The following is a 16,628-nucleotide window of genomic DNA, read 5'->3' as shown; positions in this document are numbered from 1 at the left end:
GGCATAAACTAATGAGCACCCTTAGCTCAACTGGATAGAGTACCTGACTACGAATCAGGCGGTTAGAGGTTCGACTCCTCTAGGGTGCATTTTCTATTTAACTCGGGAAGTAGCTCAGCTTGGTAGAGTACTTGGTTTGGGACCAAGGTGTCGCAGGTTCGAATCCTGTCTTCCCGATTAATTATCTGGATACTTAAGGTATCTTTTTTATTTACTCTTCGTCAACTGTAGTGGGTTGAAGAAAAGCTAAGCTCGAGAAAGGACAAATTTCGTCCTTTCTTTTTTGATATTCTGAGCGATAAAAATCCGTTTTTTGAAGTTTTCAAATTTCCGAAAATCAAAGGCATTGCGCTTGATCAGTTTGATGAGATTATTGGTCGCTTCCAATTTTGCGTTGGAATAGTGTAACTGAAGGGCGTTGATAATCTTCTCTTTATATTTCAGAAAGGTTTTCAAGACAGTCTAAAAAAGAGGATGAACCTTCTTTAGATTGTCCTCAATGAGTCCAAAGAATTTCTTCGGGTTCTTATTCTGAAAGTGGAAAAGCAAGAGTTGATAGAGATGATAGTGGTCTTTCAAGTCTTCGGAATAGCTCAAAAGCTTGTCTAGAATCTCTTTATTGGTTAAGTGCATGCGAAAAGTAGGGCGATAAAAACGCTTATCGCTAAGTTTATGACTATCCTGTTGAATGAGTTTCCAGTAACGCTTGATAGCCTTGTATTCATGAGATTTTCGCTTAAACTGATTCATGATTTGGACACGCACACGCCTTATAGCACGGCTAGGATTTATGGAGTAAAACAGTCCAGTCAACTGTGCTAACTTGAGTCTAGAAATCCGAAAAGTTTTATGGCTATAAGAAGACCACTAAATCACTTAATTGCCTAATCAATTAGAATAAGTTGTTACAACTATATTGGTTATTATAACAAATGAATTAATGTAAAACTAACGAGACTTACTCTTGTCCAGTGCAGAATTAAATCCTGTCAATAATTATTTATTCAACTTTTTGAGTCAGTGTATTGTAGTCCTAATAACTTTCTATTGCCACTTTTTTCTTTTTTCCTTTCGTGTTACAATAAAGGTATGAATCAGTATCAGAAAAAAATTGTTAAAGGAACCATTTATTCGCTCCTATCCGGCTTAATCTGGGGCATCTGTGGAATTTTAGGAGAGTATTTCTTTACTTATTATCAGGTGTCTTCCGGCTGGATTACCTCTATGCGTTTGACACTGGCAGGGAGTCTTGTTCTCATTTGGTCTACAATGCAATTAAAGTCGCAAGTGCTAGATATTTGGCGAGACAAGAAAAATTATCTACCCTTTTTAGCCTATGCTATTTTGGGAATTTTTTCAGTTCAGTATTTTTTCTATCTCTGCGTAGAATACTCAAATGCAGCGACAGCAACTATTTTACAGTTTATTAGCCCTGTCTTTATCCTCTTTTACAATCGCTTAATTTATAAAAAAAGAGCGTCAAAAAGTGCTATTTTTTATGTTTTGGTTGCCATGCTGGGTGTTTGCTTGATGGCGACTAAGGGAGATCTATCTCAGTTATCTATGACTCCACTAGCCCTTATAACAGGTTTGCTGAGTGCCATGGGGGTTATGTTTAATGTTATCCTACCTCAACCTTTCGCTAAGAGGTACGGTTTTGTTCCCACAGTTGGGTGGGGGATGATTTTGGCAGGTTTATTTAGCAATGTTCTCTCGCCGGTCTATCAGCTTTCCTTTACTCTTGATATTTGGAGTATTTTGATTTGTCTTATCATCGCTTTCTTTGGGACGGCTTTTGCTTTTTTTATTTCCATGAAGGCTGTGTCCTTGGTTTCTCCTTTGGTGGTTTCCGTTATCAGTGCCAGTGAACCCCTCTCTTCTGCCCTGCTGAGTGTTTTGTTTTTAGGCTTGGTAGTGGATTGGTCACTTCTTCTAGCAATGGGCTTGATTATTTTACCTATGATTTTCCTATCGATAGAAGAAGCGAAAGAAAGTAAATAAAAAGTCTGTTCTTAATTCTAAAAGTGTGCTATACTAGAATAGTCAATAAAACACGGGAAGATAGTTGTGAAGAGTGTTTTTAGGTTGTATCGGTAGGGGCTTGCTTTTACCGACAGCAGGTTTTATCTCACATCCCTAAAAATCATACCTAAAAACAAACAAAAAGGCTTCAAATTTGAGGCCTTTTTTGGTAGAATAGGTATCATTAAAATGAACTAGGAGGCGCCTATGACTGCCACAAAAATGAATGCTCAAGAAATTATCCAATTTATCGCCAACGCTGAAAAGAAAACCAGTGTGAAAGTAACCTTTGAGGGACAACTCGCAACTGCTGTACCTAGCTCTGTTGTCAAACTAGGGAATGTCCTATTTGGAGACTGGAAAGATGTGGCTCCGCTTCTCGATGGTTTGGTAGAAAATCAAGACTATGTTGTTGAGCAAGATGCTCGTAATTCTGCAGTTCCCTTGCTAGACAAACGTGCTATCAATGCTCGTATTGAGCCAGGTGCTATTATTCGTGACCAGGTTGAAATTGGTGACAATGCTGTTATCATGATGGGGGCTGTTATCAATATCGGTGCTGAAATTGGTGCAGGAACTATGATTGACATGGGTGCTATCCTTGGTGGCCGTGCTATCGTTGGGAAAAACAGCCACGTTGGTGCAGGTGCAGTTTTGGCAGGTGTGATTGAGCCAGCTAGCGCAGAACCAGTCCGTGTTGGAGACAATGTTCTCATCGGTGCCAATGCAGTAGTTATCGAAGGAGTCCAAATCGGTAGTGGTTCAGTTGTCGCTGCAGGAGCTATTGTTACCCAAGATGTCCCAGAAAACGTGGTGGTAGCAGGTGTTCCAGCTCGTATTATCAAAGAGATTGATGCCCAAACCCAACAAAAAACAGCGCTAGAGGATGCGCTTCGTACCTTGTAATGGTAAAAGAAAAATAGAGGCGGAACCCTTTTCCAGCCTCTTTCTGCTATATAGGAGGAAAGATAGATGTTAGATTTGATTCAGACTAGACGGGATTTGCACCAGATTCCAGAGATTGGCTTGGAGGAGTTCAAGACTCAGGCTTATCTGCTGGATGTGATTGAGAAATTGACTGCGGGCAAGAATTTTGTTCAAGTTCGTACTTGGCGAACAGGGATTTTGGTCTATTTACAGGGAAGTCAGCCAGAGCGTACCATTGGTTGGCGGACAGATATTGATGGCCTGCCTATTGTCGAACAAACAGGCCTGCCCTTCGCTTCTCTGCATCAAGATCGTATGCATGCTTGTGGCCATGATTTCCACATGACTGTTGCTTTAGGCTGTCTTGAGCGAGCCCTTGAGGAGCAACCAAAGAACAATCTGCTCTTTCTGTTTCAACCTGCTGAAGAAAATGAAGCTGGTGGCATGCTCATGTATGAGGATGGCGCTTTTGGAGACTGGTTGCCAGACCAGTTTTATGGGCTTCATGTTCGGCCAGATTTGAAGGTTGGACAGATTGCGACCAATACTCATACACTCTTTGCAGGTACTTGCGAGGTGAAGATCCGTTTCAAAGGCAAAGGAGGACATGCAGCCTTTCCACATGAAGCTAATGACGCCTTGGTGGCGGCTAGTTACTTTGTGACCCAGGTGCAGTCAGTTGTCAGCCGTAATGTCAACCCAATCGAGGGAGCAGTGGTGACCTTTGGTCTTTTCCAAGCTGGAACAACCAACAATGTCATTACAGACACAGCATTTTTACACGGAACCATTCGGGCCTTGACTCAAGATATGAGTCTCTTGGTGCAAAAGCGGGTCAAAACAGTTGCAGAAGGAGTTGCAGCAGCCTTTGGTATGGAAGTCGAAGTGGAACTCAAACAAGGTGGTTACCTGCCTGTTGAGAACAATCCCGCCTTGGCGCGTGAACTGATGGACTTCTTTGAGGAAAAAGAAGGAATAGAGTTGATTGATATCGAACCTGCTATGACAGGTGAAGACTTTGGTTATCTCCTTTCAAAAGTTGATGGCGTTATGTTTTGGCTAGGTATCGATAGTCCCTACGCCCTTCATCACCCTCAGATGAGTCCTAAGGAAGAAGCCTTAGCTATTGGTGTGGATGCGGTCTCTAGTTTCCTGAAAAAGAAAGCAGCAGAGTAGAGGGGTTGTCTATGAAATCGGAATTACGTAAGCAAGTCTTGCAAGAAATGAAGGCTTTACCTCTAGAGCAAAAACAGTTTATAGACCAAGCTTTAACTGAGCGACTTTTACAACACCCCTTTTACCAAGAAGCCAAGGTCATTGCAACCTATCTCTCTTTTCCTCATGAATTTCAAACTCAGAGATTGATTGAGCAGGCCCTGAAGGACGGCAAGAAGGTTCTGATACCCAAAACGTATCCCAAAGGGCGCATGGATTTTGTAGTCTATGATCCGCAACAGTTGGTAAAAACTGCCTTTGGCTTACTGGAACCACAGGGAGATTTGGAAGTAGTGGATGCCTCTCAGATTGATTTGATTCATGTTCCTGGTCTGGCTTTTACGACGGAAGGATATCGGATTGGATACGGTGGAGGTTATTATGACCGCTATCTGGAACATTTTTCTGGTAATACTTTGAGTACGATCTATCCTTGTCAAATTCAGGACTTTATCCCTGAAAACCATGATATTCCTGTTCAGGAGGTATTAATTGATGAAGGAAATCTTTGATAGACGTTACCCTGTGACGAGTTTTTTCCTCTTAGTGACTGCCTTGGTATTTTTACTAATGTTGGTCACTGCAGGCGGAAACTTTGACAGGGCAGATACATTATTTCGATTTGGAGCCATGTATGGGCCAGCTATTCGCCTCTTTCCTGAGCAGGCTTGGCGTCTCTTCTCTGCCATTTTTGTTCATATTGGGTTGGAGCATTTCATTGTCAATATGCTTTCGCTTTATTATCTTGGTAGGCAGGTAGAGGAAATTTTCGGTTCTAAGCAGTTTTTCTTTCTCTATCTTTTATCAGGAATGATGGGCAATCTCTTTGTTTTTGTATTTAGTCCAAAATCCTTAGCAGCAGGAGCCTCTACCTCTCTTTATGGGCTATTTGCTGCAATTATAGTTCTGCGCTATGCAACGCGTAATCCTTATATCCAGCAGTTGGGCCAATCCTATCTGACACTTTTTGTGGTTAATATTATTGGAAGTGTTCTGATTCCAGGAATCAGCCTAGCAGGTCATATCGGTGGTGCAGTTGGTGGCGCATTTCTAGCAGTTATCTTTCCAGTTCGAGGCGAAAGACGGATGTATAGCGCTAGTCAGAGACTGGTAGCGGTAGTGTTATTCGTAGGACTCTCAGTATTACTTCTCTACAAGGGAATGGGGTTGTGACGAGCAATATGTAAACTTGAATAAAAAAAGCTACTTAAAAAATGAGTAGCTTTTAATGTGGGTTGGAACCATTCGAAACAACACAGCTCTAAAAATAAGTCTTTGTGTGTAGATGATTTGAGAAAGTGAGCGCCCATTCTATCGCGAAGAAATCATTTGTAAATAAGTTTTTTTGCAGAAAATTGAGAATGGTGTGCTTTTTTATTTCTTTTGTATCGTAAGTTTCTAGAATATAGTGTTGTATCAGTCTTATTATATATTTTAAAAATAGAAAATGTTATAATATTAGAAATTGATTGAAGAATTATTAGAATAAAAGAGGTATAAAGTTGGAAAATTTTGTTTACATTATTTCAGGCCCCCAGGCGTTGGGAAAAGTACTGTTAGTAAAGAGTTAGCTTATTCTTTTGATAAAAGTGCAGTTATAGAGGGGGATTTGATTTACTTAATGATTAAAGGTGGCATAGTGGCTCCCTGGGAAGATGAGGGCTATTACATGGATTTGTTTTGGGACAATATCATCAGCTTGACAAATAATTTTATAACTCGAGGCATCTCTGTCGTAATAGAGTATGTTATTTTTGAATACCAACTGAAGAAAATTGCTTCTTTCTTAAAAGAAAAACAAATTGGTCTAAAATATTGTGTCTTAATGGCCGAAGAAAAAACCTTGAAAGATAGGGATGGTTCTCGAAAAGAAATTGAAAGAGTGGGCAACTTATCAATACAAGCAAGAAGTGAGTTTCTAGCTAAAAATAAGGAGAAGGAAAAACATTTTCTGTATACAGATGATTTAGACGTCCCCAAAATAGCAAATATCATTAAAACTTCAAATCGATTTTTGATTGAAAATCTGTAATCCATCATTAAGGACCGAAGTTGAGTTGGTAGATTTAGAGACATATCTCATAAATCTTTAAATTGTATGTAAATTTGTAAAATAATTAAGTCTCCAGAGTCAACTTGCTGGAGACTTAATTTATTAACTGGAAACTAATTCTATTCCCTCTCAGCCAATTCTTTTCCCAATTGGATGAGGTAATCTTTCAAGTCATCTTTGACTTGTGGGTGTTTGAGGGCATAGTCAATAGATGTTTTCATAAAGCCAAACTTATCCCCAACGTCGTAACGAGCTCCTGTAAATTCACGGGCGAAAACACGTTGTGTTTTATTAAGCGTATCAATAGCGTCGGTAAGCTGGATTTCATTTCCAGCACCGGGAGCTTGATTTTCGAGGATCTCAAAAATTTCTGGTGTGAGCAGATAGCGTCCGATGATTGCCAAATCACTTGGAGCATCTTCTGGAGCTGGTTTTTCTACGAAAGTTTCGACGCTATAGAGACCATTAATTCCTTCACCTTGAGGAGCGATAACTCCATATGCTGAAACGTCTTCATGAGGAACAGGCATGACAGCAATTGTTGATGCGTGGGTTGTCTCGTAATCGTTCATCAATTGTTTTGTCAAAGGTACAGCGTTGTCATCTGTGATATCCATTAGGTCGTCACCAAGCATGACAACGAAGGGTTCATTCGCCACAAAAGCTTTTGCTTGTAAGACAGCATCTCCAAGACCACGAGGATGGCTTTGACGGATAAAGTGAAGGCGAATGCCAGTTGTTTCGTCTACCAATTTTAGCAAGTCATGCTTGCCTTTTTCTTTGAGGTTGTACTCAAGCTCAAAGTTTGAGTCAAAGTGGTCTTCAATAGAACGTTTTGATTTACCAGTGACAACCAGAATATCTTCAATACCTGATTTAAGAGCTTCTTCTACGATAAATTGGATAGTTGGTTTGTCTACAATTGGCAACATTTCTTTAGCAAGTGCTTTGGTTGCTGGTAAAAATCGAGTCCCGAGTCCAGCGGCAGGGATGACTGCCTTTCTAACTTTTGATGTCATAAGTATCCTTTCTTTAGAGGGTTAAGACCACTCATTTTCTGCTTTAAATTCATTGTTCATGATGTCATAAATGGCATCTTTGATATTGGTTCCGTGGTAAATAACTTGGTAAATGGCTTGTGTAATTGGCATATAGACTCCAAGTTCTTGCGCTAGTTCATAGGCTGCTCGAGTCGTTGAAATTCCTTCAATCACCATGCCCATATTAGCTTCGATATCAGCTAGAGATTCTCCACGACCAAGAGCATCTCCGGCTCTCCAGTTACGAGAGTGGATGGAGGTTCCCGTTACAATCAGGTCTCCTACACCAGATAAGCCACTATAGGTCAATGGATTGGCTCCGAGTGCTACCCCTAGACGAGTAATTTCTGCCAAACCTCGAGCGATAATGGCTGCCTTGGCATTGTCACCAAATCCCAGACCATGTAAAGCACCGGCACCGACAGCAATAATATTTTTGAGAGCGCCAGCAGTTTCGACTCCGATAACATCCGTATTGGTATAAAGTCGGAAGTAGTGATTACTAAAGAGCTCCTGAACGTATTGAGCTGTTTGTAAGTCTTTAGAAGCAGCGGTGATTAACGTTAGGTCACGCACGATGGTCTCTTCTGCATGACTAGGACCTGAAACAACGACAATATCACTGCGGAGATGTTCAGGAATTTCTTCTTCAAGGATGGTTGATAATCGTTTATGGCTATCAGGTTCTAATCCCTTTGATGCGTGCATGATAATAGCCTTATGGTCTAAGGTTTTTGCAACTTGTTGGGCAACAAGTCGTGTTACTTTTGTTGGGACAACAAACAAAATCGCATCTACATCTTTCAGTGCCTCTGATAAATCGGTGTAGGCAATGATATTTTCATCTAGAACGACATCTTTAAAGTAGTGTTTGTTAGTATGATAGGTATTAATTTCATTGATTTGCTCGGGAATGTTTCCCCAAATACGTACGTCGTGTCCATTGTCATTTAAGACTTGTGAAAGGGCAGTTCCCCAAGAACCAGGCCCCAAGACGGCGATGGTTTGTTTTTTCATATTCCCCTCCTTTATAACCTTCTTTTTACTATTTTACCATAAAAACCTTTATCATGCATTACTGTAGATGAAAGCGCACTAATTTGTATCAAGGAGACTTCTTTGACAAGTTCTCACTTTTTTGCTAGAATAACATCACACAAACAGAATGAGAAGGAGCTGACGGACTGTCGCTCCCTTTTGTCTATTTTTTAAGGAGAAAGTATGCTGATTCAGAAAATCAAAACCTACAAGTGGCAGGCCTTGGCTTCGCTCCTGATGACAGGCTTGATGGTTGCTAGTTCACTTTTGCAACCGCGTTACCTGCAGGAAGTGTTAGACGCCCTCCTTGCTGGGAAATATGAAGCTATTTATAGTATCGGGGCTTGGTTGATTGGTGTGGCCTTGGTCGGTCTAGTTGCTGGTGGACTCAATGTTGTACTCGCAGCCTATATTGCCCAAGGAGTTTCATCTGACCTTCGGGAGGATGCCTTCCGTAAAATCCAAACCTTTTCTTATGCCAATATTGAACAATTTAATGCGGGAAATCTAGTCGTTCGCATGACAAATGATATCAACCAGATTCAGAACGTGGTCATGATGACCTTCCAAATTCTTTTCAGACTTCCCCTCTTGTTCATCGGTTCCTTTATCCTGGCGGTTCAAACCTTACCTTCTCTGTGGTGGGTGATTGTTCTCATGGTAGTCTTGATTTTTGGCTTGACTGCTGTCATGATGGGAATGATGGGACCTCGTTTTGCCAAGTTTCAAACTCTTCTTGAGCGCATCAATGCCATTGCCAAGGAAAATCTACGCGGTGTTCGTGTGGTCAAGTCCTTTGTCCAAGAAAAAGAGCAGTTTGCTAAGTTTACGGAGGTTTCAGACGAGCTTCTCGGTCAAAATCTTTACATTGGTTACGCCTTTTCAGTAGTGGAACCTGTCATGATGTTGATCGGTTATGGGGCAGTTTTCCTCTCTATTTGGCTAGTTGCAGGGATGGTTCAATCGGATTCGTCGGTTGTTGGCTCCATTGCTTCCTTTGTTAATTACCTAAGCCAGATTATCTTTACTATTATTATGGTTGGATTTTTGGGAAATTCTGTCAGTCGTGCTATGATTTCCATGCGTCGTATTCGAGAAATTCTAGACGCAGAGCCAGCCATGACCTTCAAGGATGTCCCAGACGAAGAGTTGGTCGGAAGTCTTAGCTTTGAAAATGTGACCTTTACCTATCCAATGGATAAGGAACCGATGTTGAAAGATGTGAGCTTTACTGTCGAACCTGGTCAAATGGTTGGTATCGTTGGAGCGACTGGTGCAGGAAAATCAACCTTGGCTCAATTGATTCCACGTCTCTTTGACCCACAGAAAGGGGCCATCAAAATCGGAGGCAAGGATATTCGAGAAGTGAGTGAAGGAACCCTGCGTAAAACAGTTTCTATCGTTCTTCAACGTGCTATTCTCTTTAGTGGAACGATTGCAGATAACTTGAGACAGGGTAAGGGAGATGCTACTCTATTTGAAATGGAGCGTGCAGCCAATATTGCCCAAGCCAGTGAATTCATTCATCGTATGGAGAAAACCTTTGAAAGTCCAGTTGAGGAACGGGGAACCAACTTCTCAGGTGGGCAAAAACAAAGGATGTCGATTGCGCGTGGAATTGTCAGCAATCCGCGTATTCTGATTTTTGACGATTCGACCTCAGCCTTGGATGCCAAGTCAGAGCGTTTGGTTCAGGAAGCCTTGAATAAGGACTTGAAGGGAACAACAACTATTATCATCGCTCAAAAGATTAGCTCGGTAGTTCATGCAGACAAGATCTTGGTTCTAGATCAAGGACGATTGATTGGTCAAGGCACGCATGCAGACTTGGTTGCCAACAATGCCGTTTACCGTGAAATCTACGAAACACAGAAAGGAAAGGAGGAGTAAAATGAAGACAGTTCAATTTTTTTGGAATTATTTTAAAGTCTATAAGCTATCATTTGTAGTTATCATCCTGATGATTGTTCTGGCAACTCTTGCTCAAGCCCTCTTTCCGGTCTTTTCTGGACAAGCGGTAACAGAGCTAGCTAATTTAGTTCAAGCTTATCAAAATGGCAATCCAGAACTTGTTTGGCAAAGCCTATCAGGAATCATGGTCAATCTTGGCCTGCTAGTTTTGGTTCTATTTATCTCTAGTGTGATATACATGTGTCTCATGACGCGCGTGATTGCAGAATCGACCAACGAGATGCGCAAAGGCCTCTTCGGTAAGCTTGCCCGCTTGACGGTTTCTTTCTTTGACCGCCGACAAGATGGCGATATCCTATCTCGTTTTACCAGTGATTTGGATAATATCCTCCAAGCCTTTAACGAAAGCTTGATTCAGGTCATGAGTAATATTGTTTTATACATTGGTCTGATTATTGTCATGTTTTCGAGAAATGTGACGCTGGCCCTCATCACCATTGCCAGCACACCAGTGGCCTTCCTCATGCTGATTTTCATCGTGAAAATGGCACGGAAATATACCAACCTCCAGCAAAAAGAGGTAGGAAAGCTCAACGCCTATATGGATGAGAGTATCTCAGGTCAAAAAGCTGTGATTGTGCAAGGGATTCAAGAGGATATGATGGCAGGATTTCTTGAACAAAATGAGCGCGTGCGCAAGGCGACCTTTAAAGGAAGAATGTTCTCAGGAATTCTTTTCCCTGTCATGAATGGGATGAGTCTGGTTAATACAGCCATCGTCATCTTTGCTGGTTCAGCTATACTTTTGAATGATAAGTCTATTGAAACCAGTACAGCCCTAGGTTTGATTGTTATGTTTGCCCAATTTTCTCAGCAGTACTACCAGCCTATTATCCAAGTTGCGGCTAGTTGGGGAAGCCTTCAGTTAGCCTTTACAGGTGCTGAACGGATTCAGGAAATGTTTGACGCAGAGGAAGAAATTCGACCTGAGAAGGCGCCGATCTTTACTAAGTTGCAAGAAGGTGTTGAAATCAGTCATATTGATTTTTCATACTTGCCTGATAAACCTATTTTGAAAGATGTCAGCATTTCTGCCCCTAAAGGCCAGATGACAGCGGTTGTTGGTCCGACGGGTTCAGGGAAAACTACTATTATGAACCTTATCAATCGCTTTTATGATGTTGATGCTGGTGGTATTTATTTTGATGGCAAAGACATTCGTGACTATGACTTGGATAGTCTCAGAAGTAAGGTGGGAATTGTCTTGCAAGATTCGGTCTTATTTAGCGGAACGATTCGAGACAATATCCGTTTTGGTGTGCCAGATGCTAGTCAAGAAATGGTTGAGGCAGCAGCAAAAGCAACCCACATTCACGACTATATCGAAAGCTTACCTGATAAGTATGATACCCTTATAGATGATGACCAGAGTATCTTCTCAACTGGACAAAAACAATTGATTTCTATAGCTCGAACCCTGATGACAGATCCAGAAGTTCTCATTCTCGATGAAGCAACTTCAAACGTAGATACGGTGACAGAAAGTAAGATTCAGCATGCCATGGAGGCGGTTGTAGCAGGAAGAACTAGTTTCGTCATTGCCCACCGCTTGAAAACCATTCTCAATGCAGACCAGATTATCGTTCTCAAAGATGGAGAAGTCATTGAACGTGGTAACCACCATGAACTTTTGAAACTAGGTGGCTTCTACTCAGAACTCTATCACAATCAATTTGTCTTCGAATAAGAAAGAAGTTGTCCTCTTGGGCAGCTTTTTCTTGTCCATAAAAAATATTTATCACAGCCTTAAAAAAAACATATTAGACGAAAGGCGTTTTGAGTGATATGATAGGACTATCGTTATACTCAATGAAAATCAAAGAGCAAGCTAGGAAGCTAGCCGCAGGTTGCTCAAAACACTGTTTTGAGGTTGTAGATAAGACTGACGAAGTCAGTAACATATCTACGGTAAGGCGACGCTGACGTGGTTTGAAGAGATTTTCGAAGAGTATTAACATTCGAAAGGAGAGACATCATGGCTAGAACGGTTGTAGGAGTTGCTGCAAATCTATGTCCCGTAGACGCAGAAGGCAAAAACATTCACTCATCTGTATCTTGTAGATTCGCAGAGAGCATTCGTCAAGTCGGTGGTCTCCCTTTAGTCATTCCTGTTGGTGATGAGTCAGTGGTGCGCGATTATGTGGAAATGATTGATAAACTCATCTTGACAGGTGGGCAAAATGTTCATCCTCAGTTTTATGGAGAGAAAAAAACCATCGAGAGCGATGATTACAATCTAGTCCGTGACGAGTTTGAACTGGCTCTATTGAAAGAAGCGCTCCGTCAGAATAAACCAATTATGGCAATCTGTCGTGGTGTTCAACTTGTCAATGTTGCCTTTGGTGGAACTCTCAATCAAGAAATCGAAGGTCACTGGCAAGGACTGCCTTTCGGAACATCGCACTCTATTAAGACGGTAGAAGGAAGTGTGGTGGCCAAGCTATTTGGAAAAGAAAGTCAGGTCAACTCGGTCCATCGTCAAAGTATTAAAGATTTAGCACCTAATTTTCGTGTAACTGCTATTGATCCAAGAGACCAGACCATTGAAGCGATTGAGTCTATCGACGAACATCGCATTATCGGTTTGCAGTGGCATCCAGAGTTTCTGGTTAATGAAGAAGATGGCAATTTAGAACTATTTGAGTATTTATTGAATGAACTGTAACGACTGGGGCATCTGGTCGTTCTTTCTTTTATTTTTTCAAAATTTTTAGAATGTAGCATTTTTACGCAAACGTTTGAATTCTGATAAAAATTGGAGAAATTCGACAAAAAAACTTGAAAAAAACGAAGGTAAGCGTTATGATAGAAAAGAAGAAATATTGGAGGAATAACATGTCACATATTAAATTTGATTATTCAAAAGTTTTAGACAAATTTGTTGCACCACATGAAGTGGAGTACATGCAATCACAAGTAACAGCAGCAGACGAATTGATCCGTAAAGGAACTGGTGCTGGTAGCGACTTCTTGGGATGGTTGGACCTTCCTGAAAACTACGACCGCGAAGAATTTGACCGCATCTTGAAAGCTGCTGAGCAAATCAAATCAGACAGCGATGTTTTGGTTGTTATCGGTATCGGTGGATCTTACCTTGGTGCTAAAGCAGCAATCGACTTCTTGAACCACCACTTTGCAAACTTGCAAACAAAAGAAGAGCGCAAAGCTCCACAAATCCTTTACGCAGGAAACTCAATCTCATCTACTTACCTTGCTGACTTGGTAGAGTACGTTGCAGACAAAGACTTCTCAGTAAACGTGATTTCTAAATCAGGTACAACAACTGAGCCAGCGATTGCTTTCCGTGTCTTCAAAGAACTCTTAGTTAAGAAATACGGTCAAGAAGAAGCAAACAAACGTATCTATGCAACAACTGACCGCCAAAAAGGTGCTGTTAAGGTTGAAGCAGACGCTAACGGTTGGGAAACATTTGTTGTTCCAGATGACATCGGTGGACGCTTCTCAGTATTGACAGCCGTTGGTTTGCTTCCAATCGCAGCATCAGGAGCTGACATCAAAGCTCTTATGGAAGGTGCTAACGCAGCACGCAAAGACTACACTTCAGACAAAATCTCTGAAAATGAAGCTTACCAATACGCAGCAGTTCGTAACATCCTTTACCGTAAAGGTTATGCAACTGAAATCTTGGTAAACTACGAGCCATCACTTCAATACTTCTCAGAATGGTGGAAACAATTGGCTGGTGAATCAGAAGGAAAAGACCAAAAAGGTATCTACCCAACTTCAGCCAACTTCTCAACTGACTTGCACTCACTTGGTCAATTTATCCAAGAAGGAACTCGTATCATGTTTGAAACAGTTGTTCGTGTTGACAAACCTCGTAAAAACGTGATTATCCCTACTTTGGAAGAAGACCTTGACGGACTTGGTTACCTTCAAGGAAAAGACGTTGACTTTGTAAACAAAAAAGCGACTGACGGTGTTCTTCTTGCCCACACAGATGGTGACGTGCCAAACATGTACGTGACTCTTCCAGAGCAAGATGCTTTCACTCTTGGTTACACTATCTACTTCTTCGAATTGGCTATCGCCCTTTCAGGTTACTTGAATGCCATCAACCCATTTGACCAACCAGGTGTTGAAGCTTATAAACGTAACATGTTTGCCCTTCTTGGAAAACCAGGATTTGAAGAGTTGAGCAAAGAACTTAACGCACGTCTATAATAGAAGAAAAGAGTGGTTTGCCCACTCTTTTTACTCTCTTTATTCATAGAAATTGGACTCAGCTAAGACTTGTGATATAATATAGAGAGCAAAAAGGCAGACGCCTAGAGACTTTATAGGAGAAACTATGTCAAAAGATATCCGCGTACGTTACGCACCAAGTCCAACAGGACTACTACACATCGGGAATGCCCGTACAGCATTGTTTAACTACTTGTATGCACGCCATCATGGTGGAACATTTATCATTCGTATCGAAGATACTGACCGTAAACGCCATGTCGAAGATGGGGAACGCTCACAGCTTGAAAACCTTCGCTGGTTAGGCATGGATTGGGATGAAAGCCCAGAAACACATGAAAACTACCGCCAGTCTGAGCGTTTGGACTTGTATCAAAAATACATTGACCAACTATTAGCTGAAGGAAAAGCCTACAAATCTTACGTTACAGAAGCAGAGTTGGCAGCTGAACGTGAACGTCAAGAAGCAGCTGGTGAAACACCACGCTACATCAATGAATACCTTGGTATGAGTGAAGAAGAAAAAGCAGCTTACATCGCAGAACGTGAAGCAGCAGGGATCATTCCAACTGTTCGTTTGGCTGTCAATGAGTCAGGTATCTACAAGTGGCATGATATGGTCAAAGGTGATATCGAATTTGAAGGTGGCAATATCGGCGGTGACTGGGTTATCCAAAAGAAAGACGGTTACCCAACTTACAACTTTGCCGTTGTTATCGATGACTACGATATGCAAATCTCCCATGTTATCCGTGGAGATGACCATATTGCTAATACACCAAAACAGCTTATGGTCTATGAAGCCCTTGGTTGGGAAGCTCCAGAGTTTGGTCACATGACCTTGATTATCAACTCTGAGACTGGTAAGAAGTTATCTAAACGTGATACTAATACCCTTCAATTTATCGAAGATTACCGAAAGAAAGGTTACCTTCCAGAAGCAGTCTTTAACTTTATTGCTCTTCTTGGTTGGAACCCAGGTGGCGAAGATGAAATCTTCTCTCGTGAAGAACTCATTAAGCTTTTTGATGAAAACCGCCTCAGCAAGTCTCCAGCTGCCTTTGATCAGAAAAAACTAGACTGGATGAGCAATGATTATATCAAGAATGCAGACATAGAAACTATCTTTGAAATGGCAAAACCATTCTTAGAGGAAGCAGGTCGTTTAACTGACAAGGCTGAAAAATTAGTTGAGCTCTATAAACCACAAATGAAATCAGTAGATGAAATTATTCCATTGACAGATCTTTTCTTCTCGGATTTCCCAGAATTGACAGAAGCAGAGCGTGAAGTTATGGCGGGTGACACAGTCCCAACAGTTCTTGAAGCTTTCAAAGCAAAACTTGAAGCGATGACAGATGAAGAATTTGTGACAGAAAATATCTTCCCACAAATTAAAGCAGTCCAAAAAGAAACAGGTATTAAAGGGAAAAATCTTTTCATGCCTATTCGTATTGCAGTTTCAGGTGAAATGCATGGGCCAGAATTGCCAGATACAATTTTCTTGCTTGGACGTGAAAAATCAATTCAGCATATCGAAAACATGCTAAAAGAAATCTCTAAATAAGAAGGATGCAACAATGGACATCTGGGAAAAGATGTACGAAGAAGCACAGAAACTATACAATCCACATGAAGTATCAGACTTTGTTTATGCCAATCATGTTGTAGCCGCAGTAGAAGCAGAAGATGGGCAAATATTTACAGGTTTCTGTATGGAGGGAACCTGTGGTGTGTTCCATCTCTGTGCAGAACGAGCTGCCCTCTTCAATATGTACCAATTCTCGGGACAAACTAAGGTTAAGAAAGTATTAGCTTTTCGAGACAAACCACCTTATGGTGGAAGTTCAGCCATGCCTTGCGGTGCTTGTAGAGAATTCCTTTTAGAACTTAATGCTGAAAATAAAGATGCAGAATTCATGATGGACTATAATATAAGAAAGACAGTTAAAGTCGCAGAACTAATCCCTTATTGGTGGGGAGAAGAACGTGCTTCTAAGTTCAATAATCAATAGAAGAGTCAGTAAAATTCTGGCTCTTTTTACTTAACTTGAAAAAAGATAAAAAAAGTAGTTGACAAAGTTTAAAAAGTGGGTATAATAGTAAGAGTTGAAAACAACTCTGGTCCGTTGGTCAAGGGGTTAAGACACCGCCTT

The 16,628-nt window shown here is 41.2% G+C and carries 13 protein-coding genes, 2 tRNA genes and 2 pseudogenes; 14 read left to right on the top strand and 3 right to left on the bottom strand.

Going from position 1 to position 16,628, the window contains the following annotated elements; genetic code table 11:
* Nucleotides 1-15 precede the first annotated feature (15 nt).
* Together D7D54_RS09165 and D7D54_RS09160 are read left to right on the top strand one after the other, a co-directional pair.
* Nucleotides 16-89, top strand: a tRNA-Arg gene (locus D7D54_RS09165).
* A gap of 14 nt (nt 90-103) precedes the next feature.
* Nucleotides 104-177: transfer RNA gene (locus tag D7D54_RS09160), tRNA-Pro, on the top strand.
* A 69-nt stretch (nt 178-246) separates the two neighbouring features.
* On the opposite strand, the pseudogene D7D54_RS09155 reads toward D7D54_RS09160, so the two are convergent.
* Nucleotides 247-783, bottom strand: a pseudogene (locus D7D54_RS09155) (transposase); the annotation flags it as partial.
* Nucleotides 784-1,089: 306 nt separating this feature from the next.
* Between D7D54_RS09155 and D7D54_RS09150 the strand changes: the two are divergent.
* The 6 genes and pseudogenes from D7D54_RS09150 to D7D54_RS09125 all read left to right on the top strand — a co-directional run bounded on the left by D7D54_RS09150 (nt 1,090) and on the right by D7D54_RS09125 (nt 6,196).
* The gene (locus tag D7D54_RS09150) at nt 1,090-2,001 is read left to right on the top strand and encodes a DMT family transporter (protein ID WP_020902485.1); all 912 of its coding nucleotides are present in this window, start codon (nt 1,090-1,092) and stop codon (nt 1,999-2,001) included.
* Nucleotides 2,002-2,229: 228 nt separating this feature from the next.
* Nucleotides 2,230-2,928, top strand: a complete 699-nt coding sequence (gene dapD / locus D7D54_RS09145) for a 2,3,4,5-tetrahydropyridine-2,6-dicarboxylate N-acetyltransferase (RefSeq protein ID WP_000127460.1) — start codon at nt 2,230-2,232, stop codon at nt 2,926-2,928.
* 66 nt (nt 2,929-2,994) lie between these two features.
* Complete coding sequence (locus D7D54_RS09140; RefSeq protein ID WP_020902483.1) at nt 2,995-4,125, top strand: N-acetyldiaminopimelate deacetylase; 1,131 nt, start codon at nt 2,995-2,997, stop codon at nt 4,123-4,125.
* 11 nt (nt 4,126-4,136) lie between these two features.
* On the top strand, nt 4,137-4,676 hold the full coding sequence (locus D7D54_RS09135; protein WP_061865072.1) for a 5-formyltetrahydrofolate cyclo-ligase: 540 nt from the start codon (nt 4,137-4,139) through the stop codon (nt 4,674-4,676).
* Nucleotides 4,660-5,337 carry a rhomboid family intramembrane serine protease gene (locus tag D7D54_RS09130; RefSeq protein WP_020902482.1) on the top strand — a complete coding sequence of 226 codons (678 nt, stop codon included), beginning with the start codon at nt 4,660-4,662 and terminating at the stop codon, nt 5,335-5,337. Before D7D54_RS09135 ends, D7D54_RS09130 begins: the two co-directional genes overlap by 17 nt.
* A gap of 329 nt (nt 5,338-5,666) precedes the next feature.
* Nucleotides 5,667-6,196 (top strand): annotated as a pseudogene (locus D7D54_RS09125) (ATP-binding protein).
* 140 nt (nt 6,197-6,336) lie between these two features.
* Here D7D54_RS09125 and galU read toward each other — a convergent pair.
* A complete protein-coding gene (gene galU / locus D7D54_RS09120; RefSeq protein WP_120719272.1) occupies nt 6,337-7,236 on the bottom strand; it encodes a UTP--glucose-1-phosphate uridylyltransferase GalU in 900 nt (299 codons plus the stop codon).
* Between the two features lie 21 nt (nt 7,237-7,257).
* Nucleotides 7,258-8,274, bottom strand: a complete 1,017-nt coding sequence (locus tag D7D54_RS09115; RefSeq protein ID WP_120719271.1) for an NAD(P)H-dependent glycerol-3-phosphate dehydrogenase — start codon at nt 8,272-8,274, stop codon at nt 7,258-7,260.
* A 204-nt stretch (nt 8,275-8,478) separates the two neighbouring features.
* Here D7D54_RS09115 and patA point away from each other — a divergent pair, with 204 nt between their 5' ends.
* The 6 genes from patA to D7D54_RS09080 all read left to right on the top strand — a co-directional run bounded on the left by patA (nt 8,479) and on the right by D7D54_RS09080 (nt 16,487).
* The gene (gene patA, locus D7D54_RS09110) at nt 8,479-10,185 is read left to right on the top strand and encodes a multidrug efflux ABC transporter subunit PatA (protein WP_120719270.1); all 1,707 of its coding nucleotides are present in this window, start codon (nt 8,479-8,481) and stop codon (nt 10,183-10,185) included.
* A 1-nt stretch (nt 10,186) separates the two neighbouring features.
* Nucleotides 10,187-11,953 (top strand): multidrug efflux ABC transporter subunit PatB, encoded by a 1,767-nt coding sequence (gene patB / locus D7D54_RS09105; RefSeq protein WP_020902479.1) that lies wholly within the window; start codon nt 10,187-10,189, stop codon nt 11,951-11,953.
* A gap of 288 nt (nt 11,954-12,241) precedes the next feature.
* A complete protein-coding gene (locus tag D7D54_RS09100) occupies nt 12,242-12,931 on the top strand; it encodes a gamma-glutamyl-gamma-aminobutyrate hydrolase family protein (RefSeq protein WP_020902478.1) in 690 nt (229 codons plus the stop codon).
* Between the two features lie 170 nt (nt 12,932-13,101).
* Nucleotides 13,102-14,451 carry a glucose-6-phosphate isomerase gene (locus D7D54_RS09090; protein WP_000018269.1) on the top strand — a complete coding sequence of 450 codons (1,350 nt, stop codon included), beginning with the start codon at nt 13,102-13,104 and terminating at the stop codon, nt 14,449-14,451.
* A 127-nt stretch (nt 14,452-14,578) separates the two neighbouring features.
* Nucleotides 14,579-16,039 carry a glutamate--tRNA ligase gene (gene gltX / locus D7D54_RS09085; RefSeq protein ID WP_020902477.1) on the top strand — a complete coding sequence of 487 codons (1,461 nt, stop codon included), beginning with the start codon at nt 14,579-14,581 and terminating at the stop codon, nt 16,037-16,039.
* Nucleotides 16,040-16,052: 13 nt separating this feature from the next.
* Nucleotides 16,053-16,487: a cytidine deaminase family protein gene (locus D7D54_RS09080; RefSeq protein WP_020902476.1), complete on the top strand. Its 435-nt coding sequence runs from the start codon at nt 16,053-16,055 to the stop codon at nt 16,485-16,487.
* Nucleotides 16,488-16,628 lie beyond the last annotated feature (141 nt).

The organism is Streptococcus chosunensis (genome assembly GCF_003626515.1).
In the GTDB taxonomy this organism is placed as follows: Bacteria; Bacillota; Bacilli; order Lactobacillales; family Streptococcaceae; genus Streptococcus; species Streptococcus chosunensis.
The sequence above is the reverse complement of the archived record's forward strand: the minus strand, read 5'-3'. Positions and strand labels throughout refer to the sequence as shown.